The following is a 25,238-nucleotide window of genomic DNA, read 5'->3' as shown; positions in this document are numbered from 1 at the left end:
AAGAGGCAGAACCTATCATTCTGGCTCTTTTTTTAATCATTACGGCTCATGGGATTCGTAAGCTCTTGGACAAGCATCTAAAACAGGCTTCACAGCGTAAGCCCACTTTGCGGCACATATTTCCTCCTGAACCTACATAAAATGGGACAAAGCTTCTCAAGGGGAGGGTGGATATGCCCATGAATGGAAAAAAGATGGTTGTGCTGCTAACCGGTGCCGCAATGGTGTCGGCTGTTGCTGTGTTCAGCGGGGCCTGGGGATATGTTTCGGGACTGCAGATTAAACCCGAGGGGCAACTTGTTAGCGGTTCAGAGACGGCAGTAGACCTGGATTTATTGAGTCAAATCGAAGCCGCCGCGGCAAAATCACGCATTGAGCCGGTGGATGCCAGGGTGGACTCCGTGTGGAAAGCGATTCCCGGTTATAATGGACTCGAAATCGATATTGAAGCTACATACCAAGCAGCATCGTCGAAAAAGCGAAAAGCCGGAGAGGCCATCCCTTATGTATACCGGCAAATTCCGGCCAAAGTAACGCTTCATGATCTTGGAGATCAACCGATCTATCGAGGCAACCCCAACAAGCCGATGGTGTCGCTGATGATTAACGTGGCCTGGGGGAATGAATTTCTGGTGCCGATGCTGGACACGCTGGATGCGGAGAACGTGAAGACGACCTTTTTCCTGGATGGGAGCTGGTTGAAGAAGAACCCGGAGCTGGCCGGTGAAATTCTGAAACGAGGTCATGAGGTGGAGAATCATGCCTATACGCATCCGAATATGAGTCGTCTCAGCAGGGATCGGGCGGAGCTGGAAATTGCGAAGACGCAGGAGCTGCTTAAAGAAAGCCTCGGTGTGGAGAACAAATGGTTTGCGCCGCCTTCCGGTGATTTTAATCAGCAGACCGTATCCATCGCCCAGGCAAGGGGATTGAAGACGGTCCTATGGACGCTCGATACGGTGGATTGGAAGCATCCTGCACCGGATGCTGTCGTACAGAAGATCTCTACGAAGGTGGAGCCGGGTTTCCTGATTTTGATGCACCCCACCGATTCCTCGTCCCAAGCATTAAAGGGAATGATTGACGGAATACGGGCCAAAGGGCTGGAAATTGGAACCGTCAGCCAGACGCTTTCTCCTGAGCGAATCATGCCGAAGGGAAGTTGAGCCGTATGGTAAAGTTTGATAGAATGAATGGATGGCATGAGGCTGGTAATCAGCTAAAGTGATCCTGGATGGAACAGTTAGGGGGGCCCTCGTGAAAAAAATACAATTGTCTAACGGCCTGAGAGTGGTTATGGAGCAAATCCCGACAAGTCGTTCGGTTTCATTCGGTATTTGGGTAAAGACCGGATCCCGCAATGAATCGGAGGACATCAACGGGATTACGCATTTTATAGAGCACATGATGTTCAAAGGGACGGAGCGTTTTGACGCCCGCGCCATTGCTGAAGAATTTGATGCTATCGGCGGAAACGTCAACGCTTTTACGTCCAAGGAATATACGTGTTATTACGCCAAGGTGCTGGATGAGCATTTTCCGATTGCGGTTGACGTATTGTCCGACATGTTCTTCAACTCGAAGCTGGATGCGGGCGAGTTAGCCAAGGAGAAGAATGTCATTCTGGAAGAGATCGCGATGTATGAGGATACGCCGGATGATCTGGTTCATGACCTGATGTCGTTATCGGCGTACGGCGATCATCCGCTGGCTTATCCGATTCTCGGCACGAAGGAACGGCTTGAATCGATGGATTCGCAAGCGCTGAGAGCTTACATGGACAAACACTATACCATTGAGAACACGGTGATTGCCTTGGCAGGCAACATTAATGATGAAGTGATCGAGCTGTTAGAACGTCATTTTGGCGGCTTTTCCAATCACGGCAGCTCTGAGCTGCTGGCCGTGCCCGCCTTTTTGGACGGTGTTCAATTCCGTAAGAAGAAAACAGAGCAGAATCATATCTGCATGTCGTTTCCCGGCTGCTCCATCGGAGACGAGCTTCAGTATGCAATGGTATTGTTGAATAATGCCATTGGCGGCGGCATGAGTTCACGCTTGTTTCAGGAAATCCGGGAGAAGCGCGGATTGGCTTATTCGGTATACTCCTATCATAGTTCGCACGCAGATAACGGGATGTTCACCATTTATGCAGGCACAGCGCCCAAGCAGACAAAGGAAGTCCTTCAGCTGACCACGGAAATGCTGCAAGATCTGGCACAGAACGGGATGACGGAGGAAGAGCTGCGCAAAGGGAAGGAACAACTGAAGGGCAGTCTCATCCTGAGTTTGGAGAGCACGAGCAGCCGCATGAATCGCTTGGGTAAGAACGAATTGATGCTGGGTCGCCATTTCAGCCTCGATGAAATCATTAAGCGGATTGAACAGGTGGAGATGAAGGATGTCGACGCGGTTCTTGACCGTATGTTTGGGACTCCATATGCACTAGCGATGGTAGGAACTTCAGATAAAGCACTGAATGTACTTAGGAGGAATGAATTTGTTGCACTACGTTCAAATCAATAGATTGCCAGGTAATGAAGATGTAAAACTTCCCGTAAAAATGTCCGAACTAGCCGCAGGTTTTGATCTGCATGCGGCGGTTCACGAGCCGGTGGTATTGAACCCCGGTGAGCGCAAATTGATCCCGACCGGTTTTGCGATTGCCATGCCGGCCGAGCTTGAAGCTCAAATCCGTCCGCGCAGCGGACTGGCTTACAAACATGGCATTACCTGCCTGAATGCTCCGGGTACGATTGATGCTGATTATCGCGGGGAAGTGAAGGTGCTGCTGGTGAATTTGGGACAAGAACCGTTTGCAATTGAGCGTAATGAACGCATTGCCCAGATGGTGTTCAAAACCGTCCCTGCCGTAGAATTCATGGAAGTTGACGAGTTGTCGGACACCGTACGGGGTGCAGGCGGATTCGGTCACACCGGGAAGTAAACCATATCATGTACAATTTAGGGGATTATCATCATGGTTTTACCACGCACACCGCTCCGGCTTATGCCGGGCGGTGTTTTTTTACATTAGCCTTCATGAAAATGGATTCCGTTCCGGCCTCGTCGTTTATAGCGGTATTTATTGCGTTAAGGCGGTAGTTTAATTGAAATGCGCTCACCACCATATAGGCGGCGGCATAAGATGGTTTATACATTGGTTAGAAGAAAGGAGCGAGGCCTTCCATGCTGACTGGAGTCCGGACCGTCTTTGTTGGAGGAGACGCAAGGCAAATTGAGGTCATACGAAAATGCGCTGAGATGGATGCCTCTGTCATGATCGCCGGGTTTGAGAAACTGCAGGATTCTTTTCAGGGAGTGACTCGCGAGCCGCTCACGCCAGAGCTGTTATCGAATGCCGATGCTCTGATCCTGCCTGTCGTGGGATGTGATGATGAGGGACGTGTCAGCGCGCTGTTCTCAGAAGGGCCATTGCGACTGCAGGAGGAACATATCTCAGCGATGCCCGGACATGGAGTGATCTATACAGGCATGGCGAAACCCTATTTACGCTCGCTATGTGACAAATATAAGATCAAGCTGGTAGAGATTTTGGAGAGGGACGATGTAGCCATCTATAATTCCATTCCGACAGCGGAAGGGGCACTGATGATGGCGATCCAAAACACGGATTTTACGATTCACGGATCAACTAGCATGGTGCTTGGCATGGGACGGACAGGATTCACAATGGCACGCAGCCTGCAAGGCCTGGGTGCCAAAATTCGGATGGGCGTACGCAAATCGGAGCACTATGCCAGAGCTGAGGAAATGGGCTGGAAGCCCTTCCTGGTAAGGGATCTGAGCTCTTATGTGTCGGATATTGACTTGCTTTTTAACACGATTCCTACTATGATAGTCACAGCACAAATCATCTCGAAAATGCCTCGGGAGGCTGTCATCATCGACCTTGCCTCCGCACCTGGCGGATGCGATTTTCGCTATGCCGAAAAACGGGGTATCAAAGCTATGCTCGCACCCGGACTACCCGGAATCGTGGCTCCTAAAACAGCCGGCATCATTATGGCCAACACGCTGGTGGAGCTGATTTCTGAAGAAATCAAGATTCGGGGGGATGCGTAGATGAATTGGAATGGAATAACAGTGGGTTATGCCCTGACAGGATCGCACTGCACGCTTGAAGAAGTGATGCCGCAGATCCAGCGGTTCAAGGATGGTGGAGCGAACGTGGTGCCGATTGTGTCCAGCACCATCATGACAACCGATACCCGATTCGGCACATCGGAGAATTGGCAGAAACAGTTGAAAGATATAACCGGGAATGATATTATTTCTACAATTGTGGAGGCGGAACCGCTAGGTCCATCCAAGCTTCTTGACGTTCTGGTTATCGCCCCATGCACGGGAAACACGACCAGCAAGCTGGCCAATGCGATGACTGACAGCCCTGTTTTAATGGCAGCCAAGGCGCAGATGAGAAATTGCAGACCGCTGGTTCTGGCAATTTCAACGAATGATGGCCTTGGACTGAATGCGGCGAATATCGCTAAGCTGCTTGTAACAAAAAACATATATTTTGTCCCGTACGGACAGGATAACCCGCAGCAGAAGCCGAACTCGCTTGTCGCCAAAATGAATTTGATTCCGGAAGCCTGTTATGCGGCACTGGAAGGGAAACAGCTGCAGCCGATGATCGTAGAATATTCGAATTAACCGCGTTTAAGCCTTTTGAACAACAAGGGCAACATAGAAAAGTGACAGCCGCAGTTCCATTCATGAAGGGGAGTTTAGCCAGATGACCGAGCATCATTATAATGTGGCCGTTGTTGGAGCAACCGGCGCAGTCGGGCAACAGATTCTCAAGCTGTTGGAGTCGCGTCATTTTCCGATTGCGGAGTTAAAGCTGTTGTCCTCTGCAAGATCCGCCGGTAAAGTCTTGAACTTCAAAGGCCAAGCGATCCTTGTGGAAGAAGCAACCCCTGACAGTTTTGCGGGAATCGATATCGCGCTGTTCAGTGCGGGCGGCGATGTAAGTAAGGCACTTGCGCCACATGCGGTACGCCATGGAGCGGTATGCATCGATAACACCAACGCCTTCCGCATGGATCCGGATAAAGTGCTGGTCGTGCCGGAGGTAAACGCCGAGAAGATTGATGAACATAACGGTATTATTGCGAATCCGAATTGCTCTACGATTCAGATGGTAGCCGCGCTGAAGCCGCTTCATGACGCATACGGCATATCCCGCATTATCGTTTCAACCTATCAAGCCGTTTCTGGCGCCGGACATCAAGCCATTGATGAAATGCTGCGCCAGAGCAAAGAGATTCTTGGCGGCCAAAAGGTGCAGCCTGATATTTTACCTGTTGGATCGTTGCCTGTGAAGCATCAAATCGCCTTTAACGCGATTCCGCAGATCGATAAATTTACAGAGAATGGTTATACCTTGGAAGAAATGAAGATGGTTCGCGAGACCAAAAAAATTATGGGCGACGAATCCATCGAAGTGACGGCTACTTGTGTACGTATCCCGGTCGTTAGAGGGCATTCGGAATCCGTGTATGTTGAATTCAAGAATGACTATGATCTGGAAGAAGTTCATCGACTTCTGTCGAATGCACCCGGTGTTACGCTGGTTGACGATCCAGCGGCACAATCGTATCCGCTTGCTACGGATGCCGTGGGGAAACCGGATGTATTCGTAGGAAGGCTTCGCCGCGATCTGGGACATAAGCGTGGACTTAACATGTGGATCGTTTCAGATAATCTTCTGAAGGGTGCTGCATGGAATGCCGTGCAAATCGCGGAAATCATCGTCAACAAACGGAACGGCCAGGCTTAGTAGCCGGCCGTTTCAGTCGGTCGGCCCGAAATTTACGTCTCCTGGGCATATATAAACGGAGGAATATTTTATGCGCATCTTAGTTCAAAAATTCGGCGGCACCTCATTATCAACACCGCAAGCAAGAACCCATGTTATTGGACACATCCAGCGCGAACTGGCTAATCACTACCAATTGGTCGTGGTCGTATCGGCTATGGGACGCCGCGGGGAGCCTTACGCAACAGATACTCTCCTGGACTGGATCGGTCATAACGGAAACGCGCTTCCAGACAGAGAGCGGGATTTGCTGCTCTGCTGCGGTGAGATTATCTCAGCCACAACGCTGTGCAGCCTGCTTCAGCATGAAGGGATAACCGCGACGGTGTTGACGGGTGCCCAAGCCGGATTTCTTACAGACGATCACTTCGGAAATGCACGCATTAAGGACGTAAAACCTGAACGGGTTTTGAAAGAGTTGGAGTCTTATCAGGTTGTTATCGTGACCGGTTTCCAGGGGCAGACCGATTCGGGTGACTTTACGACGCTGGGCAGGGGCGGAAGCGACACCTCGGCTACAGCACTTGGAGCCGCGCTTCGGGCTGAAATGGTTGATATCTACACGGATGTCAACGGCATCCTTACAGCGGATCCCCGCATCGTCGAGGATGCGAAGCCGCTCAGCTATGTAAGCTATACGGAGATTTGCAATATGGCTCATCAAGGTGCCAAGGTTATTCATCCTAGAGCAGTTGAGATTGCCATGCAATCCCATATTCCGGTCAGAGTGCGGTCAACCTTCTCGGATAATGAGGGAACACTGGTTACCCAGCCGGAAGGTTTCAGAGATATACAATCCGGAATCGTGGACCGCTTTGTGACGGGAGTTGCTTATGTAAGCAATATTACACAAATCTCAGTGGAGTGCGATCGCACGGAAGGTCTTCAACTGAAGGTTTTCAAATCGATGGCGGAGCATTCCATCAGCGTGGACTTTATTAATGTTACCCCTACAGGAGTCCTTTATACGGTGTTTGACAGCGATTCGGAGAAGGCGATTGAAGTGCTGCAGAGCCTGGATTTGAAACCAAAAAGCTTGTCCGGTTGTGCGAAGGTGTCCGTCATTGGCGGCGGCATCAACGGGGTTCCGGGCATCATGGCCAAAATCGTGGAATCGTTGAGCGAGCACGATATTCCGATTCTGCAATCGGCAGATTCGAACACCACGATCTGGGTGCTTGTGAAGAAGGAAGATATGGCTCAAGCGCTGCGTGCTTTGCATCACAAATTCGAACTTCACCGATAAGCACATAAGATGAATCTGCTCGTTAAACGTTTGATAGGAAATACTATATATAAGATTACTTACGAAGGAAGCTTGCCCATTTGGGACAGCTTTAAGGAGGAATCATTGTGGATTTCGGAAGATTGATTACGGCTATGGTAACCCCATTTGATCAGAATGGCGAGATCAATTGGGACGAGACTGCGAGATTGATTGAGCACCTGATTGTGGAACAAAAGTCGGACTCCCTGGTCATTGCAGGAACGACGGGCGAATCGCCAACGCTTAGCGAAGACGAGAAGCTAGAATTGTTTAAGTTCGCCGTGAAACAGGCAGGTGGACGGAGCAAGATCATCGCAGGTACAGGCAGCAACGATACGGCACATTCTGCAGAATTGACAAAAAAAGCGGAAAGCTGCGGCGTCGACGGTATTCTGCTTGTCGCTCCATACTACAATAAGCCGAACCAGGAAGGGCTCTACCAGCACTTTAAGGCGGTCGCTGAGGCAACTTCCTTGCCTGTCATGCTGTACAATGTGCCTGGACGGACGGGCATCAGCCTAAGCACGGCCACAACCTTGCGTCTGGCTCAAATACCGAACATCGTTGCGACCAAGGAATGTGCTTCGATTGACCAGGTCACCGGCATTGCCGCAGGAGCTCCGGAAGGGTTCATCGTTTATTCCGGCGACGATTCCGCGGCACTTCCTGCTCTGGCCGTAGGTGCTTACGGAATCGTAAGCGTAGCCAGCCATATCGCTGGGGCCCGCATGAAGGATATGATCCAAGCCTATGTGGAAGGAAACGTGAAGGAAGCCGCCAAGCTGCATCAATCCTTGTTCCCGCTGTTTAAGGGCCTGTTTGAATGTCCTGACCCGCTTCCGAACCCGGCGGCAGTTAAATTCGCTTTGATTGAGCAGGGCTATCAGGTCGGCGGCGTTCGTCTGCCGCTTGTTTCTCCTAGTGAGAATGAGGCTGCATTTATCCGTAAGATGCTGTCTTCCTTGTAACCTGCGCACCTACCAAACCTAAGCCATTGCCTTCAATGAAGGCAGTGGCTTTCTTCGTTTTAAACCCTTCTGTTTCTGGGTATCCTATGGCTCACGAAGGTGGTTGACTTGTGTTTTCACTTTTTCATCATGTATAATGAATTCAAGTGACTGGGTGCGGTATTTTTTTGAAATTTAATATAACAATGGTACGACGTCCAAAACTATAGGAGGGTTAGATACATTTGTCTAAGAAAATAAGCAACGATAAACTATCGATTTTTGCCTTGGGCGGCGTCGGTGAGATCGGGAAGAACATGTATGTCATTCAATATGCCAATGACATCGTTGTCGTGGATGCGGGATTGAAGTTCCCAGAAGAAGATATGCTTGGGATTGATATTGTTATTCCTGATATTAGCTATTTAACGGAGAATCGCGACAAAGTGAGAGGGATTTTGCTGACTCACGGTCACGAGGACCATATCGGCGGCCTCCCATACGTATTGAAACACTTGAATGTTCCTGTATACGGAACGAAATTGACGCTCGGATTGGTGGAAAACAAGCTCAGAGAAGCGAATTTGCTTGGTGAGACGAAACGGATTCTGATCCATGCGGATTCGGAAGTACAACTCGGAAACACACTGAAAGCGACCTTCTTCAAGACCAATCACAGTATTCCGGATTCCGTAGGGATCTGTATTGAAACACCGGAAGGCAATGTTGTGCATACGGGGGACTTTAAGTTCGACCATACTCCGGTAAATGACCAGTATGCAGATCTGCAGCGTATGGCTGAGATCGGAAGTAAGGGAGTATTGGCTCTTCTGTCAGATAGTACGAACGCAGAGAGACCAGGCTTCACGCCTTCTGAGAAAAACGTGGGTATCGTGCTGGAAGATATTTTCCGCAAGGCCGAGCAGCGGGTTGTTGTTGCAACGTTTGCATCCAATGTGCACCGCATTCAACAGGTTGTCAACGCAGCCGAATCCACTGGCCGCAAAATAACGGTTATCGGAAGAAGCATGGTCAACGTGGTGTCCATTGCCGCTGAGCTTGGATACTTGCACATTCCGGACGGCATGCTGATCGAACCTGAAGAGGTTAACAAAATGGCAGCCGACCGCGTTGTCGTATTGTGTACAGGCAGTCAGGGAGAGCCGATGTCAGCGCTCACACGCATGGCACGTTCTACTCACCGCAAGGTGGACATTCTGCCAGGAGATACGGTCATCATTGCAGCGACACCGGTTCCAGGTAATGAAAAATATGTTGGACGTACAATTGATGAGTTGTTCCGTCTTGGAGCAGACGTGATTTATAGTGGATCCAATTCGGGTGTCCACGTATCGGGTCACGGCAGCCAAGAAGAACTCAAGCTGATGCTGAATCTGATGAAACCGCAATTTTTCATCCCTGTCCATGGTGAATACCGGATGCAGCGCCGTCACGCTCTGCTTGCAGAGTCCGTTGGTGTTGACCCGGATAACATTTTTATTACCGATATCGGTGAAATCGTGGAAATTCAAGGCGGCTCGGCCCGCAAAGCCGGCAAAGTAACCGCTGGCAATGTTCTGATTGACGGACTTGGCGTTGGTGACGTAGGAAACATCGTACTCCGCGATCGCAAGCTTCTGTCCCAGGACGGAATTCTGGTCGTTGTCGTTACCTTGAGCAAGCAAAACGGTTCCATCGTATCCGGTCCTGATATTATTTCGCGTGGATTCGTATACGTACGGGAATCCGAAGGGCTTCTGGATGAAGCCAACCGTATCGTTTCCAGCACGCTTCAGAAGCTGATGAGTGAAAACGTGAATGAATGGGCGTCACTGAAAACCAGCGTAAAAGACGCATTGGGACGCTTCTTGTATGAACAAACACGTCGCAGACCGATGATCCTGCCGATCATTATGGAAGTCTGATACAAGATAACAAAATAAATCAGGCACACAGTCGCCCCTTTTTCGCAGGTAATAATTGGACGGTTCCCGCGAAAGAGGGGCTTTTTATAGGTTGATCTTAAAACTTCTCCCGAGTCATTTCGGCAGGAGTTTTTTTGTGGCCGCTGCAATTACAACTTCATGCTGAATGCACCCTATAAGCATAAAATAGTCCCGTCATTTGCCATACTAAGGGTTAGCTATGTGTTGGTTGCAGCAGCTAGACATTAAGATAAAGGCAGGGATGCGCAGTGGACAACGATCAATGGACTACCGGCAACAGAAAAGCAGGATGGACTGGTGAGACGGAAGCGCCTCCGGTCGTCCCCACCGAGGAAGGCAAGAAAGCGGCCGTAACGGAAACCATACAGCAGCTTGGACAGACGGGACTGCCCAACGGCGGGGAATCCAACGTTTTTTGCATGACGATCATTGGACAAATCGAGGGACATCTCGTGCTTCCACCGCAAAACAAAACCACCAAATACGAGCATATGATTCCACAGCTTGTGGCAGCTGAACAAAATCCGCGGATCGAAGGGCTCTTGATCATCCTCAATACCGTTGGCGGTGACGTGGAAGCCGGACTTGCCATTGCCGAGATGATTGCATCGCTCAGCAAACCGACCGTAACGGTAGTCATCGGAGGGGGGCACAGTATCGGCGTCCCTATCGCTGTAGCAGCAGACCACTCGATCATCGCGGAGAGCGCGACGATGACCATTCACCCGATACGTATGAGCGGGTTAGTCATTGGCGTGCCGCAAACCTTTGAATACATGGAGAAAATGCAGGAACGTGTCGTGCGCTTTGTGACGAGCCATTCGAGGATCACGGAGGAACAGTTTAAGGATCTGATGTTCAAAACCGGTGAATTGAACAGGGATATCGGCACCGCGGTTTCGGGTACAGACGCCGTAAAATATGGCCTGATGAACGAAGTGGGGGGAATCGGGCAGGCATTAAGCCGGTTGAACAGCATGATTGCAGAACGTAAAACGATAAGCCCCGGGGGGATTACGCAATGATATGGTACAGCGTCATGCCATTGGATCCGATCGGGATGCTGCAAGGGGAGCAGGCAGCCGTCACGTCCAGGGAAGTTCGGGTGGAAGGAATACTGATGGAAGTTGAACCAATGGCAGAGGATCAGGCGAAAATTGTCCGTTTATTGGACTGCGGGCTTCAAGATTACTTGAATCCACGCTACGCTCCGGGGGCAATAATTCGCTATATTCCGACGGTAGAAAATGAGGCTAAAGGCTGAAAACAGAACATAGGTACGCCACCGAATATTATGCTATAATATGGATTCGGGGGTGACACTTTTGGCAAAGCGGAAAAGAAAGAAGAAGGCAGCCTTTGCAGCCGTATTGAAGTATGAAATTTATGGGATTGTATTGATGACACTTTCGGTCATCGCATTATCCGGAGAAGCACCGGTGGGGCGTTCCCTGTCCAAGATGTCTGGATATCTGCTGGGCAAGTATTATTTTATCATCCCCCTAATTGGCATCTATTACGGGTTAATGGTGATGATTCACCGGAAATGGCCCAAACGGTGGAACAGCAGACGCACCGGTGTCCTTCTCTTGGTATTATCGCTCACTTTAATGAGCAGTATTGCAGGTTTGGAGTCGAAGCTGGCCCCGATTGGACAATTGAATGCGTCAAATGCGATGAGCCAGATACATAGTGATTTGCAAGGCGAGCTCCTTCATGCCGGCGCAGATGATGGACATCATCCCGTCATGGGAAGAGACATCAGCGGCGGTTACGTTGGAGCATTGCAGTTTGCCTTTCTGTTAATGCTGTTTGGCAGCATCGGGGCAAAGTTGATTATGATTGTCATGCTAGTGATCAGCTTCATGCTGATTACCAATCTGTCCTATGTTGATTTAATGCGGATGTTCCGCGTAAGGGTTGTAAAAGCCGGAGAACGGATTCAGAAAAAAGTAAACAGCCAGCAGACGAAATCCAAAGCGGCGGCGAAATCAAGCGCGAAGGAACAACGCATGCAGCTGCCGGAGGATCTGGATGAGGATGATGATCTGGATGATATGGAGGGCATGAGGCTGCCGCGCCGCAAAGCGCCGCAATTCTTCCAGCTGTTCGGTTCCAAAGGCAACAAGCGGGACGAAGCAGTGGAAGAGGCCAGGGATGATGCGGATGAGGCATCTCCGGTATTTACGGTTGGTAACGGGCATGGTGCTAAGGAGAAAGAGGAGGTCGTCTTGTTCAACAGTCCGGTTCAACCGGAGGAGGAGGCGGAGATTATCTCTCCTGCAGCAGAATCTGTGCCTTCATCGCCGATTATTCGTGATTTCTTCGAGCAAGTGAAACAAGAAGGGCGCCTGGATGACGAGTACGACGATCACGAAGCGATGATACCTTCGGCACAAGAGGAACCTCTGGGGAACACGGCAGCGAGTCCGGAGCCCATGGGAGATCCTGAGACGTCGAATGACGAGTCGAATGCAGCCATTACGGTAGATGGGGCGCAAGAGGGAACGGCACCGGCAGCGCCTCCCGCTCCGCCTCCCAAGCCGTATAAGCTGCCTCCATTCCGGCTGCTGTCCAAACCGAACAATGGCGGCAAGGGTGGAGACCAGAACGATTATATGCAGGTAGCCCGCAAGCTGGAGGCGACGCTGGAAAGTTTCGGCGTTCGAGCCAAGGTGCTGGAGGTTGTCCGGGGGCCGTCGGTCACCCGCTATGAAATTCAGCCGGACATCGGGGTTAAGGTCAGCCGGATTGTCAATTTGACCGATGATATTGCACTCGCGCTTGCGGCCAAGGATATTCGGATGGAAGCGCCGATTCCCGGCAAATCAGCCATCGGGATCGAAGTGCCGAACAACGAAGTTTCACTTGTTACGATGAGAGAGGTTATGGAGACGCCAACGTTCCAGGAATCGGAATCGAAGCTGTCGATTGCATTTGGCCGTGATATTTCAGGTCAGACGATTGTCGGTAATTTGGCACGCATGCCCCATCTTCTTGTTGCAGGTGCAACGGGTTCGGGTAAATCCGTATGTATCAACGGCATTATTACCAGCATTTTGTATAAAGCCAAGCCGGATGAGGTTAAGTTCCTGATGGTCGATCCGAAGATGGTTGAGCTTAATGTCTACAACGGGATTCCGCATTTGATGGCACCGGTGGTAACCGATCCGAAACGGGCATCCTTGGCACTTAAGAAAATCGTAGTAGAGATGGAGAAACGGTATGAGCTGTTCTCCAAATCCGGGACGCGAAATATTGAGGGCTACAACAATCTGATGAAGGATAATTTGCCTGCAGTGTTGCCTTATATCGTCGTTATCGTGGACGAGCTGGCCGATTTGATGATGGTTGCAGCCAACGATGTGGAAGACGCGATTACGCGGCTGGCCCAAATGGCCCGTGCTGCCGGGATCCACTTGATCATCGCGACGCAGCGTCCGTCGGTCGATGTTATTACCGGGGTCATTAAAGCAAACATCCCGTCGCGCATTGCCTTTGGCGTGTCGTCGCAGGTCGATTCCCGAACGATTCTGGATATGGCGGGCGCAGAGAAGCTGCTCGGCCGCGGGGATATGCTGTTTATGCCAATGGGCTCCTCCAAGCCGATCCGGGTGCAGGGAGCCTTCATGAGTGATCATGAAGTCGAGAACATCGTGGATTTTGTCCGGGATCAAGGGCAAGCGGAGTATGATGAGTCGTTGGTGCCTGAAATTGAGGAATCTTCGAATTCAGATGAAGAAGAATTGGATGAGCTGTATGAGCAGGCGGTGACCATCGTATTGGAAGCTAAGCAAGCGTCCGTATCGCTGCTGCAGCGGAGAATGCGGGTAGGTTATACCCGTGCAGCGCGTCTCATTGATTCCATGGAGGCACGCGGGGTTATCGGACCCTATGAGGGAAGCAAACCGCGGGAAGTGCTGATGTCCATGGAGCAATATCAACAACAGCAGAATCGAATCAGTTAAGGGATCCAATCCCGTAACTTCGTAAAAAGGAAGCGAACAACCCCAAATTTCGGGTGGATCGCTTCCTTTTTTGTTGGTTCACGGGACGCTATTCATTTTGCGGTATTTGCTTGCCGTCATCTTCATAATTTTCTTAAAGGTTCGGTCAAAATGCGTAAGGCTTTCAAAACCGATCGATTCGGCGATGTCCACGATTTTCAGGTCCGTATCCGTCAGAAGGCGCTGCGCCTCGCGAATGCGGGTCAGGTTCAGATAATTAATGATCGTAAAGCCCGTAATTTCTTTGAATATCCGGGACAGGTAGAACGGGCTGATGTAGAAGGTTTCGGATAATTGCTGCAGCGTGATTTTGTCAGCATAATGGGCGTGAATAAACTTAACGACGTCTGTGATTTTCTGATGGAGCGGATTCAAGGAAGTGTGGGCAGGCAGCGAGGCGGAATGGGTTAACCGAGAGGTTTTGATTAATAACTCCGTAAGCAGCACCTGCAGCATGTACTCGTACGAAGCGGAGCCTTCTCTGATCTCATCGGCCATTTTATTCAAAATTTGCATGATGATCGCTTGCTCTGGAACGGTTAAACGCAGCAGCGGCCGATCCTGATTAAACATGCCCAGCAATCCGGATACCAGCAAGGGGTGGCCTTTCCCGAGAAAAGAATCGCTAAAATTAATGACGATACGTTCATGCTCCGGATCGCCTTGACCCGACGTTTTATGAACGTCGAATTTATTGATGAGAATGAGGTCACCCGCCCGAATGGTGTACAATTTTTCTTTTATAAAATAATTGCGCTCGCCAGAAACCAGATAGTAGATTTCATAGGTTCCGTGGTAATGGTTATTTCGTTCAAAGGGCTTTGTGCGATGAATTCGATGGTAGTAAAATTCCCCTTCTTCTTCCCCGTAGGTTACGGTATGGATATCGCTGGATATCATAATCGCCCCCGCTTCGTTTCAATGCCTTCATGGTGAGGTATATTTCAACTCTTTAGTTATATTGTAACAACTTCTACTGACTAAAACAAAGCAAGATATGTTGAATAATCCCTCAAATTCGCAATAAACGTGAAGAAATCCAACTGATGATGCCGTAACATAGTAGATAAATCTACAGAAACGGGCGGTGTTAACATGAGACCTTTTATGGATGAACATTTTTTGCTTAACAACGAGACTGCACGTACCTTATACCACGATTATGCAAAAGACATGCCCATCATCGACTACCATTGTCATCTGAGTCCGCAAATGATCGTTGACAATCACCGGTTTGAGAACTTGACCGAAGCGTGGATTAACGGCGATCACTATAAATGGCGGGCGATGCGAGCCGCTGGAGTGGAAGAGGCATACATTACGGGCGGACCGGGTGTGAGCGATTATGACCGCTTCTTGGCTTGGACGCACACCGTTCCGATGACGATCGGCAATCCGTTATTCCATTGGTCTCATCTGGAGCTGCAAAGACTGTTCGGCATTAAGGATATCATTAATGAACAGAATGCTCCGCAGATATGGGAAGCGGCAAACAAGCGTCTGCAGGAACATGATTTGACAACCAGGGGATTGATCGTTTCAAGCCGCGTCAAAGTGGTCTGTACGACAGATGATCCAACGGATAGCTTGGAATATCATATCAAGCTGGCGGAGGAAGACGATGCCGGATTTCAGATGCTCCCATCATTCCGTCCGGATAAAGGGCTGGAGATTAACCGGGAGACATTCCTTCCGTGGGTAAAATTGTTGGCGGAGCGAAGCCGGATGGAGATTACGGAGTATTCGGCATTCCTGAAGGCACTTGAGCAGCGGGCTGAGTTTTTCCATTCCGTTGGTGGCCGGGTATCCGATCATGCGCTGGATTACGTGCCTTATCAAGAGGTTACGGAGACACAAGCGGCTGACGTATTCCTGAAAGCGCTTAAAGGGGAGCGGGTTTCCCGTCAGGAAGAGGAGCAATTCAAAACGTATACGCTGCTTTATCTGGGCCAAGTTTACGCGAAACTCGGCTGGGTTATGCAATTTCATATTAACGCCCAGCGCAACAATAACACCCGGATGTTCCGAGAATTAGGCCCGGATACCGGCTATGATTCGATTCATGATAGTCCAATCGCGGTACCACTCGTGAAGCTGTTGGATCGGCTTGATCAAGAGCGGGCACTTCCGAGAACGATTCTCTATTCGCTTAACCCAAGCGATAACGATATTCTCGCAGCACTTATCGGCAGTTTTCAAGGCGACGGCATTCCGGGCAAAATCCAGTTCGGATCCGCGTGGTGGTTCAACGATACCAAGGACGGCATGGTCGACCAGATGAGCAAACTCGGCAATATGGGGCTGTTAAGCCGATTTGTCGGCATGCTGACCGACTCCAGAAGTTTCTTATCCTATACCCGGCATGAGTATTTCCGGCGGATTCTATGCAATCTCCTCGGAGAGTGGGTTACACGGGGAGAGGCGCCGGATGATCTTCCATGGCTCGGGGGGATCGTAAAGGATATTTGTTACAACAACGCCGAGAGTTATTTCCGATTTGGCCGGACGGAAGGGAGATAGAGCATGGATGCAAACACAGACCGCGGCCGAGCGTTGAAGCTTATAGGAAGGGATTCCTTACCATTACAACAGCAGCATCAGTTGGATATGTTGAACTACCCCGTTAAAGTGCTTCAAATAGGCGAGGGCAATTTTCTAAGAGGTTTCTTCGATTGGATGATCTATGAATGCAACCGGCAGGGGTTGTTCCAAGGGAGCGTTGCCGTCAGTCAGCCAAGACCAGGGGGACGGCCCAAGCTGGAGCAGCTGCGGGAGCAGGAAGGGATTTACGGCTTGCTGACCCGAGGGCTGCAGGATGGCCGGAAGATTGAGGATGAGTTATGGATCACGGTGTTCTCCGAGATGATTGACCCCTATGCCGAATGGGAGCATTTCTTGAGCGTCGCCGAGCTGGATTCCCTGGAGATCGTAGTCTCCAATACAACGGAAGCTGGTCTCGATTATCAGCGCAGTGACTGGAATCCGTCGGAACCGCCGATGTCATTCCCCGCCAAGCTGACCATGCTTTTATATCGGCGTTATGAGCGTTATGAGGGCTCGCCGCATAAGGGGCTGTTGATCCTACCCTGCGAGCTTCTGGAACGAAACGGGGATATCCTGCGATCGATTGTGCTGCGGCATGCTGAGGATTGGGAGCTTTCGCTAGCTTTTCGGAGCTGGGTCGAGGAGTCCAACCTGTTTCTGAACTCGCTTGTGGACCGGATCGTAACCGGTTATCCGGAAGACGCCGAGCGCTATTTTGACAAATGGGGTTATGAAGACCGATTGTTGAACACGGCGGAGCCCTATTATTTCTGGGCTATTGAGGGCGATCCGTCATTGGAGTCCAGGCTGCCACTACAGTCAGCGGGTCTCCAGGTGAGGTGGGTAACCGATCTGACCCCGTACCAGGTGAGAAAGGTAAGGATCTTGAATGGAACGCATACCCTAATGGCTTCCATCGGCTTGCTTCACGGTTTCACTGAAGTGAAAGAGATCGCAGAGAGCACGGAATGGGGAGAAGACATTCGCAGCGCAATGCTGCAAGAGATCGTCCCCTTGGTGCCTCTCCCGCCGGAAGAGGTAAAGGCATATGCCGACACGGTATGGGAGCGATTCCGCAATCCCTTTCTTCGGCACAAGCTCCAGGATATTGGCATGAACAGCATCTCCAAGTTCAAGGTGAGGCTTTTGCCAAGCTTAAAGGAATATGTCCGTTCGCACAGTACGCTCCCAAGCTTCATGACACGGGGATTGGCCTCCTTGATCCGTCTGTATCATGCCAAATCGATAGAGGGGCAGTGGTACGGAATGCGTCTTGATGGTGAACAGATGCTGTTAAGAGATGATCCGGACAGCCTGATGACATTTTATCAAGCGTGGCAAAAGGTAGAAGACAGGGAATGGAGTATACGTCAGCTTGTGGCATCCATTCTTGGCAATCAGGCTTTATGGGGCGAGGATTTGAACCGGATATCCCATCTTCATGAAGTTGTAAGCAGTTATATCGAAGAAATGGAGCTGATCGAGACATGAGCGATATCGTCATACTTCACAACAAGGATGATGTCGGTATCGCGCTTCGTCCTTTGTCGGCAGGAGAACATGCCATCGGGCTTCTGAACGGGAAGGAGCATGCGATCGAGTTAACCGAGAACGTGCCAAAAGGTCATAAGGTGGCTCTTCGCTTGATACAGCCGGGCAGCCATGTACTAAAATTCGGCTATTCGATCGGACTGGCAAAGGAAGTCATTTTACCGGGGAGATGGATCCATACTCATAATTTGAAAACCGGACTTTCCGGTGAAGTAGAGTATCAGTATAAGCCTGGTGCAAAAGCAGCACCTGAAGATTCGCCGACTGTTATGGTGGAATCTCCAACGTTCCAGGGGTATATCAGACCGAGCGGTGAGGTTGGGATCCGCAACGAAATTTGGATCATCAACACCGTCGGCTGCATTAACAAAACTTGCGAGCTGTTAGCGCGCATGGCCGGGCAGCAGTTTCAAGGGAGAGATATTGACGGGGTTTATCACTTCCCGCATCCCTACGGCTGCTCGCAGCTTGGGGATGATCTAAACCATACCCAGCGTCTGCTCTCGTCCCTGGCCCAGCATGGCAATGCGGCAGGCGTGCTTATTATCGGGCTCGGCTGCGAGAATAATCAGATTGATCAAATGCAGGCCATGATTGGGGAGCAGGACGGGAAACGGATCAAATATATGCGTGCTCAGGACATGGAGGATGAATTGGAGGAGGGGTTGTCCCTCATCTCGGAGCTCGTGCAATATGCAGAGACTTTCAAAAGGTCGGCGGTTCCACTGTCCAAGCTGAAGATCGGACTGAAATGCGGCGGCTCGGACGGTCTGTCGGGCATTACAGCCAATCCGCTGGCGGGTCGCATTGCGGATACCATCACCGCTCACGGTGGCACCGCTTTACTGACGGAGGTGCCGGAGATGTTTGGAGCCGAAACGATCCTGATGGACCGGGCCGCCGACGAACAGGTGTTCAAGGATATTACGATGCTGATTAACAATTTCAAGCAATATTTCGTATCGCACGGACAGGAAATCTATGAAAATCCTTCGCCCGGGAATAAAGACGGCGGCATCACAACCCTGGAAGAGAAATCACTGGGGTGCACTCAAAAAGGGGGAAATGCCACCGTATCCGCTGTTCTCCGTTACGGCGTGAGATCAACAAAGCCGGGGTTAAACCTGATCGAAGCGCCAGGCAATGATCTCGTATCGGTTACGGCCTTGGCTGCAGCGGGCGCCCACCTCGTGCTGTTCACGACAGGGAGGGGGACGCCGTTTGGCGGTCCGGTCCCAACCGTCAAAATCGCGACCAATTCCGAGCTGGCCGCTCGCAAAAAACATTGGATTGATTTTAATGCAGGTGCTTTGCTGGAAGGTAAAGGCATGGATGAGCTTCATGAGGAACTCATGAATCATATTGTCCAATTAGCCTCGGGCGTTGAACAGACGAGAAATGAACGCAACGGCTTCCGGGAAATATCCATTTTTAAGGATGGCGTCATTTTATAGCGTGAGTTGTTGGAACATGATTAGAAAAAAGAGGAGGCGCACATATGTCCAATCCCACTCAGCAGCAAGAACATCGGACCTTGTCACCCTTAGAACTCGGCACCAAGGCTTGCCAATCGATCATGGAAACGTATTCGCCCGAGCAGCTGCCGCCCGCAGGGCGGTGGCATTACCACCAGGGCGTATTTCTGGTGGGTATGTCTCAATTGTGGAAATTTAGCGGGGAGTCAAAGTTTTTGGATTACGTAAAGGGTTATGTCGATCATCTGGTGGATTCCAACGGGAATCTGCTGTTGGAGCGGGGGGAGCTGGATTCCGTGCAAGCGGGCCTGCTCTTGATGGAGCTGGATGCTGTGTTTCCCGAACATCGGTACAGGGCTGCCGCGGATAAGCTGCTCCGTCTGTTATCTACGCTGAATCGGACCACGGAAGGAGGATACTGGCATAAGGATCGCTATCCTTACCAGATGTGGCTGGACGGCTTGTATATGGGCGGCGTGTTCACGATGAAATATGCACAGCAGTATAACGAGCCGCATTTATTTGATGAGGTGCTGTTCCAGGAGAGGTTGATGCGTTCCCATACCAAGGATCAGGCAACCGGGTTATTTTATCATGCTTGGGACGAGAGCAGAACGATGCCTTGGGCTGATCCGGTTGGCGGACAATCCCCGGAATTTTGGGGACGCGCGTTAGGCTGGTACGCGCTGTCGATCGTGGAGTTCCTTGATTTACTGCCTGAGGATCATCCGGCGAGGGAAGAACTCGCTGTCGTGCTCCGTGAATTAAGTGAGGCGCTGGTGCGTTATCAGGATCCGCTTACCGGGCTGTGGCATCAGGTTATAGATAAAGGGGACCGTGAGGACAATTGGCTGGAAACTTCGTGCTCCAGTCTCTTCATATATACCTTGGCCAAAGGAATCCGTCTCGGTTATCTGGATTCTTCCTTGATCTCGCATGCAAGACACGGATTTAACGGCCTGGCTCAATCCGTATATATGAATGGTCAGGGACATCTGGTTATGCCCAAGATCTGCATCGGGACAGGTGTCGGCGATTATAAGCACTATGTGGAAAGGCAGCAATGCGAGAATGATCTTCATGGGGTTGGCGCGTTGGTTATGGCGTGTGTAGAGCTTGGCAGAACATCTGGATAAATCCTTGTATGATCAATTAAATCCATTCCAAACATCAGGAGCTGTTCCTTTGAGGAACAGCTCTCTTTGTGCTGCGATGATGTGCTGTCTTCATCCGCTCCTCTCGGGAACAGGTGCATAGGAAACTGGCAGGCTTGTCATAATAACGGTAGCGAGGCTTGTTAAACCACAAGAGAAAGGTAGAGCGCAGCATGAAAAACTCAAGGATCTGGATTCTGATAAGCATTGCGATTCTGTTATCTGCCGTTGTCTTCGCTCAGGGAGGCCTTAAAGCAGATCATTCGAATCTTCAGGAAGCTTTGCCAACGTTTAGCCAGCAGACCATCAAATTCGGTTCTACCGGCGAAGATGTGTATGAGCTGCAAGGCCGTCTGAAACACCTGGGCTTTTATCATGGAAAAATCGACAGCGTATTTGGTTCCAAAACCCAAGGAGCCGTTAAATGGTTCCAATCGGAGTTTGGCATGAAGGTCGACGGTATCGTAGGTCCGAAGGTCAAGCTTAAACTGTATAATGCTACCAAGGACTTCCGTCCAACCGCTCCGAAGCTTCATGAAGGCGGCGGCGGTGCAGCGGCCGGAGCCGGTGGTGGCGGTTCAGCAAACAAAGAAAGCGGCAATAACAACCTAGCTTCATCTGATTCAATGGGCCTTTCAGAGAACGATTTGAGAATCATGGCCAATGCCGTTTATGGCGAAGCGCGCGGAGAGCCGTTTGAAGGCCAGGTTGCCGTAGCGGCGGTTATTCTCAATCGGGTAAAATCACCAAGCTTCCCGAACACGCCGCATGGGGTTATATTTGAGCCGAGAGCCTTTACCGCAGTAGCCGACGGTCAAATATGGCTTGAACCGAACGAGCAGGCGAAGAAAGCAGTACAGCAGGCGCTGAGCGGCTGGGATCCGACAGGGGGCTGTCTGTACTATTTTAATCCGAAAACGGCCACCTCGCCATGGATATGGACCCGTCCTCAAGTCAAAACCATCGGTCAACATATCTTCTGTATGTAAGCCGTAAACAACAGCAACCGGGGCCTGTCTTCGGTTGCTTCTTCACTTTGCAATGGGTTAGAATGAAAGTTATCGATGAAGTAAATTTTGGCAACGACAATCCATGATGTAAGGGGATATGGACCTTGACGAAAACGGAATTTGAACACGGTACAGTCGGAGGAATACGGATTCACGTATTGCCGACCAACCGATTCAAGACATTTGCGATATCGCTTTACGCCGGAAGTCCGTTAGCAGAAGAAACCGTGACCTCGACCGCGCTGACACCTTTTGTGCTGCGCAGAGGGACCGTTTCCTACCCGGAAACGCGAGCTTTCCGAGAACAGCTGGAGCAGCTGTACGGCGCCGGATTTGGATTTGACGTGTATAAGCGCGGCGATTATCAGATCGTGCACTTTCGCATGGATACGATCAATGACTCTTTTGTTAAGAGTCCGGAGAGCCTGCTGCGCTCTTCCTTTGCTTTTTTGGGCGAGGCTTTCACCCAGCCTGTGTTAGAGAATGGAGCATTCCGCAAATCTTATGTACAGACCGAGCGTGACACAGTCCGCAAGAAGTTGGAGTCCATCGTCAATGATAAGATTCGTTACGCTGCGGAGCGCTGCATTGAGGTCATGTGCAAGAACGAACCGTATCGATTGCATCCGCTAGGAGAACGGAAGGATCTTGACGGTATCACGCCGGAAGGCTTGTACGAGTCCTATCAGAATTGGCTTAATGAATCCGTTCTGGATTTATATGTGGTAGGCGATACGAGTTTGGATGAGGTGAAGAAGCTCGTAGAGGAGCATTTTAAACTGAACAGAACAGGAAGTAAGGATTATGTTCCTTCCTCCACACGAACGGCCGCAAACGAGACGCAGACGGTCGTGGAGAAGCTGGACATTAATCAAGGCAAGCTCAACATGGGTCTGAGAAGCACGATTACTTACGGAGATGATGAGTATGCCGCCGCGCTCTTGTATAACGGGATTTTGGGCGGTTACCCGCATTCAAAGCTGTTCGTTAATGTGAGGGAGAAGGAAAGCCTGGCGTATTACGCGTCGTCCCGATATGACGGCCATAAAGGGATTGCTACCATCCAGTCCGGCATCGAGGTTCAAAATTTTGAGAAGGCCGTCCAAATTATTCGGCAGCAGCTCGAAGACATGGCCAAGGGTACCATTACGGATATCGAAATGACCCAAACGAAAGCCATGATCCGCAACGTAATTAAGGAAATGCAGGATTCGGCCTTTGAGATGATCGCTTATGACTTTAACCGCACGCTATCGGGTCGGGAACGTACGCCGGATGAGCTGCTGCAGCAGGTGGAAGGCATTACAGTGGATGATGTGAAGCAGGCGGCTGCGGCATTTTCGCTGGATACGATCTATTTCCTGAAAGGTCAAAAGGAGGAATAGCCGGTGGAGAGCATTCATTATGACAACCTGCAGGAAACGCTGTATTACGAAGTGATGGATAACGGTCTGCACGTGTATGTGCTGCCTAAACCCGGCTTCCAGAAAACCTATGCGACCTTCGCAACCAAATACGGCTCGGTGGATAACCATTTCAAGGTCGAAGGCGAGTCCGAAACTCGCGTTCCTGACGGCATTGCGCATTTTCTTGAGCACAAAATGTTTGAGGAGCCGGAAGGCGACATATTTGCCAAGTTTGCCTCCAACGGCGCCTCCGCGAATGCCTTTACAAGCTTTGACCAGACCGTGTATCTCTTTTCGGCTACGGAGAACATCCATGAAAATTTGGAGACGCTGATCAATTTCGTGCAGAACCCTTACTTTACCGATCAGAACGTAGAGAAGGAAAAAGGGATTATCGGGCAGGAAATCAATATGTATCAGGACAATCCGGATTGGCGCGTGTACTTCGGTCTTATTGAAGCGATGTACAAGGTGCATCCGGTGCATATCGATATTGCCGGTACGGTAGAATCCATCGGGACGATTACGAAGGAAGATCTGTATACGTGCTACAACGCGTTTTATCACCCGAGCAACATGCTGCTATTCGTGGTGGGTGGCGTCGATCCCGAGGAAACGATGAACCTGATCCGTTCGAATCAAGCCGGGAAATCATATGAGAAGCAAGGTTCCATTGAGCGCATATTCGATCCGGAGCCGCAGGGAGTCGAAGAGAAGAGAAGAGAGAGCCGCCTGGCCGTATCGCTGCCGAAATGCCTGTTCGGCTTCAAGGAGAAGCAGGTCGGCTTAACAGCCGAGGAGCAGCTGCGCCGCGATTTGACAACGAAGCTGATGATGGACCTCCTCTTCGGATCCAGCACGGAATTGTATCAGCAGTTATATGACGAAGATTTAATTTCCGACAGCTTCGGCCATGAGTATAATAGTTCACCCCAGTATGCATTCTCTGCGGTTGGCGGAGATACGAAGGATCCGGATCAACTTCTGGCACGCATCCGCACTGAGGTGGATGAGCTCAAGGGAACCGGGTTTCAGGCTTCCGACTTTGAACGTGCCCGCAAAAAGAAAATGGGCGGATACTTGCGCATGCTCAATTCCCCGGAAAACATTGCTCATGAATTCACACGCTACCAATTCCGCGGGGCGGATTTCTTCAAGGTTCTTCCGGTTTATGAATCCATTACCCTAGAGGATGTAAACCGCCGACTGCAGGAGCATGTCGATTGGGAGCAATTGGCCGTATCGATCGTTGTGAGTCCGTAATGAAGCAAGACATGGGAAGAGAATTGAAACCGATTGGGGAAATGACGGTACTGATCACGGGTGCGAGCAGAGGCATTGGAGCGGCAGTTGCCGAGCGCTTTGCCTCGGTACGCATGAATGTGGTTATTCACTATATGAATTCGCATGAAGCGGCCAATGAAGTTGCCCGCCGCTGTATGGCCTATGGGGCTAAGGTATTAACTGTATCCGCAGACCTTCGCGACAAAGAGCAAATATTGCGCATGAAAGAGAAGCTTCAGAGTCATGATATGGAGCCGGATATCCTGGTAAACAACGCCGGGGTATCCCATTACGGGCTTCTGTCCGACGTGACGGAAGAAGAATGGGATACTTTGATGTCCATTAACCTGAGAGGGATGTTTTTGTGTTCCCAGGCGTTTATGGGGCGTATGATCTCCCAGCGTTTTGGCAGGATTATCAATGTTTCCTCGATCTGGGGTTTATCGGGTGCCTCCTGCGAGGTATTGTATTCAACAAGCAAGGGCGGCGTTAACGCCTTTACGAAGGCCCTTGCGAAGGAGCTTGCTCCATCAGGCGTGACGGTGAACGCCGTTGCACCCGGTGCGGTGGACACGTCCATGCTGGGGCATCTGGAATCGGATGAGATTCGCATGCTGGAGGATGAAATTCCGGTCGGCAGATTGGCGCAGCCCGATGAGATTTCTTCATTGGTGTATTTTCTGGCGCTGCCCGAGTCGGGCTACATTACCGGGCAAGTGATCAGCCCGAATGGCGGCTGGGTAACCTGATCGTCATTCGTGGTGCAATTCACCACTCATAAGGTATTGGTTACGGGGACATA

General features: G+C 50.6%; 21 protein-coding genes. 20 read left to right on the top strand and 1 reads right to left on the bottom strand.

Going from position 1 to position 25,238, the window contains the following annotated elements:
• Positions 1 to 173 precede the first annotated feature (173 nt).
• The 12 genes from PLA01S_RS12430 (at position 174) to PLA01S_RS12375 (ending at position 13,973) form a co-directional block, all read left to right on the top strand.
• A complete protein-coding gene (locus tag PLA01S_RS12430) occupies positions 174 to 1,166 on the top strand; it encodes a polysaccharide deacetylase family protein (protein ID WP_100538035.1) in 993 nt (330 codons plus the stop codon).
• 91 nt (positions 1,167 to 1,257) lie between these two features.
• A complete protein-coding gene (locus PLA01S_RS12425) occupies positions 1,258 to 2,526 on the top strand; it encodes a M16 family metallopeptidase (RefSeq protein WP_127592491.1) in 1,269 nt (422 codons plus the stop codon).
• Positions 2,501 to 2,947 carry a dUTP diphosphatase gene (gene dut / locus PLA01S_RS12420; RefSeq protein WP_174819208.1) on the top strand — a complete coding sequence of 149 codons (447 nt, stop codon included), beginning with the start codon at positions 2,501 to 2,503 and terminating at the stop codon, positions 2,945 to 2,947. The genes PLA01S_RS12425 and dut overlap by 26 nt, the downstream gene beginning before the upstream one ends.
• Positions 2,948 to 3,189: 242 nt before the next feature.
• Entirely contained in the window at positions 3,190 to 4,086 is an 897-nt protein-coding gene (gene dpsA, locus PLA01S_RS12415) for a dipicolinate synthase subunit DpsA (RefSeq protein WP_127592489.1), read from the top strand.
• Positions 4,087 to 4,677 (top strand): dipicolinate synthase subunit B, encoded by a 591-nt coding sequence (locus tag PLA01S_RS12410; RefSeq protein ID WP_127592488.1) that lies wholly within the window; start codon positions 4,087 to 4,089, stop codon positions 4,675 to 4,677. It abuts the gene before it with no gap.
• 82 nt (positions 4,678 to 4,759) lie between these two features.
• Positions 4,760 to 5,806, top strand: a complete 1,047-nt coding sequence (locus tag PLA01S_RS12405; protein WP_127592487.1) for an aspartate-semialdehyde dehydrogenase — start codon at positions 4,760 to 4,762, stop codon at positions 5,804 to 5,806.
• Between the two features lie 70 nt (positions 5,807 to 5,876).
• Positions 5,877 to 7,091 carry an aspartate kinase gene (gene dapG / locus PLA01S_RS12400; RefSeq protein ID WP_127592486.1) on the top strand — a complete coding sequence of 405 codons (1,215 nt, stop codon included), beginning with the start codon at positions 5,877 to 5,879 and terminating at the stop codon, positions 7,089 to 7,091.
• A gap of 107 nt (positions 7,092 to 7,198) precedes the next feature.
• Positions 7,199 to 8,080, top strand: coding sequence for a 4-hydroxy-tetrahydrodipicolinate synthase (gene dapA / locus PLA01S_RS12395; protein WP_127592485.1), 882 nt, complete (start codon positions 7,199 to 7,201; stop codon positions 8,078 to 8,080).
• 224 nt (positions 8,081 to 8,304) lie between these two features.
• Positions 8,305 to 9,984 (top strand): ribonuclease J, encoded by a 1,680-nt coding sequence (locus PLA01S_RS12390; protein WP_100538029.1) that lies wholly within the window; start codon positions 8,305 to 8,307, stop codon positions 9,982 to 9,984.
• 269 nt (positions 9,985 to 10,253) lie between these two features.
• A complete protein-coding gene (locus tag PLA01S_RS12385; protein ID WP_127592484.1) occupies positions 10,254 to 11,030 on the top strand; it encodes a ClpP family protease in 777 nt (258 codons plus the stop codon).
• Positions 11,027 to 11,269, top strand: coding sequence for a YlzJ-like family protein (locus PLA01S_RS12380; RefSeq protein WP_100538027.1), 243 nt, complete (start codon positions 11,027 to 11,029; stop codon positions 11,267 to 11,269). Before PLA01S_RS12385 ends, PLA01S_RS12380 begins: the two co-directional genes overlap by 4 nt.
• Before the next feature lie 40 nt (positions 11,270 to 11,309).
• Positions 11,310 to 13,973, top strand: coding sequence for an FtsK/SpoIIIE family DNA translocase (locus tag PLA01S_RS12375; protein ID WP_174819207.1), 2,664 nt, complete (start codon positions 11,310 to 11,312; stop codon positions 13,971 to 13,973).
• Positions 13,974 to 14,051: 78 nt separating this feature from the next.
• Here PLA01S_RS12375 and PLA01S_RS12370 read toward each other — a convergent pair whose 3' ends face one another.
• Positions 14,052 to 14,912, bottom strand: coding sequence for a helix-turn-helix transcriptional regulator (locus PLA01S_RS12370; RefSeq protein ID WP_127592482.1), 861 nt, complete (start codon positions 14,910 to 14,912; stop codon positions 14,052 to 14,054).
• Positions 14,913 to 15,107: 195 nt separating this feature from the next.
• Here PLA01S_RS12370 and uxaC point away from each other — a divergent pair, with 195 nt between their 5' ends.
• The 8 genes from uxaC to ymfI all read left to right on the top strand — a co-directional run bounded on the left by uxaC (position 15,108) and on the right by ymfI (position 25,185).
• On the top strand, positions 15,108 to 16,532 hold the full coding sequence (gene uxaC / locus PLA01S_RS12365; protein WP_127592481.1) for a glucuronate isomerase: 1,425 nt from the start codon (positions 15,108 to 15,110) through the stop codon (positions 16,530 to 16,532).
• 3 nt (positions 16,533 to 16,535) lie between these two features.
• Positions 16,536 to 18,047, top strand: a complete 1,512-nt coding sequence (locus PLA01S_RS12360; protein ID WP_127592480.1) for a tagaturonate reductase — start codon at positions 16,536 to 16,538, stop codon at positions 18,045 to 18,047.
• Positions 18,044 to 19,561 carry a UxaA family hydrolase gene (locus PLA01S_RS12355; RefSeq protein WP_127592479.1) on the top strand — a complete coding sequence of 506 codons (1,518 nt, stop codon included), beginning with the start codon at positions 18,044 to 18,046 and terminating at the stop codon, positions 19,559 to 19,561. Before PLA01S_RS12360 ends, PLA01S_RS12355 begins: the two co-directional genes overlap by 4 nt.
• 44 nt (positions 19,562 to 19,605) lie before the next feature.
• Complete coding sequence (locus PLA01S_RS12350) at positions 19,606 to 20,718, top strand: glycoside hydrolase family 88/105 protein (protein WP_127592478.1); 1,113 nt, start codon at positions 19,606 to 19,608, stop codon at positions 20,716 to 20,718.
• A gap of 191 nt (positions 20,719 to 20,909) precedes the next feature.
• Positions 20,910 to 21,725 (top strand): spore cortex-lytic enzyme, encoded by an 816-nt coding sequence (sleB, locus tag PLA01S_RS12345; RefSeq protein ID WP_127592477.1) that lies wholly within the window; start codon positions 20,910 to 20,912, stop codon positions 21,723 to 21,725.
• A 125-nt stretch (positions 21,726 to 21,850) separates the two neighbouring features.
• Positions 21,851 to 23,131: an EF-P 5-aminopentanol modification-associated protein YfmF gene (yfmF, locus tag PLA01S_RS12340; protein WP_127592476.1), complete on the top strand. Its 1,281-nt coding sequence runs from the start codon at positions 21,851 to 21,853 to the stop codon at positions 23,129 to 23,131.
• 3 nt (positions 23,132 to 23,134) lie between these two features.
• A complete protein-coding gene (gene yfmH / locus PLA01S_RS12335) occupies positions 23,135 to 24,415 on the top strand; it encodes an EF-P 5-aminopentanol modification-associated protein YfmH (RefSeq protein ID WP_127592475.1) in 1,281 nt (426 codons plus the stop codon).
• A complete protein-coding gene (gene ymfI / locus PLA01S_RS12330) occupies positions 24,415 to 25,185 on the top strand; it encodes an elongation factor P 5-aminopentanone reductase (protein ID WP_071220144.1) in 771 nt (256 codons plus the stop codon). The genes yfmH and ymfI overlap by 1 nt, the downstream gene beginning before the upstream one ends.
• Positions 25,186 to 25,238: the final 53 nt, after the last annotated feature.

It is taken from the genome of Paenibacillus lautus NBRC 15380, assembly GCF_004000945.1.
In the GTDB taxonomy this organism is placed as follows: Bacteria; Bacillota; Bacilli; order Paenibacillales; family Paenibacillaceae; genus Paenibacillus_AQ; species Paenibacillus_AQ lautus.
The sequence above is the reverse complement of the archived record's forward strand: the minus strand, read 5'-3'. Positions and strand labels throughout refer to the sequence as shown.

Bases quoted from the DNA above. Each gene is read 5' to 3' on its own strand.
- ymfI (WP_071220144.1), top strand. From the start codon at position 24,415: ATGAAGCAAGACATGGGAAGAGAATTGAAACCGATTGGGGAAATGACG.
- PLA01S_RS12350 (WP_127592478.1), top strand. From the start codon at position 19,606: ATGTCCAATCCCACTCAGCAGCAAGAACATCGGACCTTGTCACCCTTA.
- PLA01S_RS12360 (WP_127592480.1), top strand. From the start codon at position 16,536: ATGGATGCAAACACAGACCGCGGCCGAGCGTTGAAGCTTATAGGAAGG.
- uxaC (WP_127592481.1), top strand. From the start codon at position 15,108: ATGAGACCTTTTATGGATGAACATTTTTTGCTTAACAACGAGACTGCA.
- sleB (WP_127592477.1), top strand. From the start codon at position 20,910: ATGAAAAACTCAAGGATCTGGATTCTGATAAGCATTGCGATTCTGTTA.
- PLA01S_RS12380 (WP_100538027.1), top strand. From the start codon at position 11,027: ATGATATGGTACAGCGTCATGCCATTGGATCCGATCGGGATGCTGCAA.
- PLA01S_RS12405 (WP_127592487.1), top strand. From the start codon at position 4,760: ATGACCGAGCATCATTATAATGTGGCCGTTGTTGGAGCAACCGGCGCA.
- PLA01S_RS12355 (WP_127592479.1), top strand. From the start codon at position 18,044: ATGAGCGATATCGTCATACTTCACAACAAGGATGATGTCGGTATCGCG.
- PLA01S_RS12430 (WP_100538035.1), top strand. From the start codon at position 174: ATGCCCATGAATGGAAAAAAGATGGTTGTGCTGCTAACCGGTGCCGCA.
- dpsA (WP_127592489.1), top strand. From the start codon at position 3,190: ATGCTGACTGGAGTCCGGACCGTCTTTGTTGGAGGAGACGCAAGGCAA.
- dapG (WP_127592486.1), top strand. From the start codon at position 5,877: ATGCGCATCTTAGTTCAAAAATTCGGCGGCACCTCATTATCAACACCG.
- PLA01S_RS12375 (WP_174819207.1), top strand. From the start codon at position 11,310: ATGGATTCGGGGGTGACACTTTTGGCAAAGCGGAAAAGAAAGAAGAAG.
- PLA01S_RS12370 (WP_127592482.1), bottom strand. From the start codon at position 14,912: ATGATATCCAGCGATATCCATACCGTAACCTACGGGGAAGAAGAAGGG.
- PLA01S_RS12410 (WP_127592488.1), top strand. From the start codon at position 4,087: ATGAATTGGAATGGAATAACAGTGGGTTATGCCCTGACAGGATCGCAC.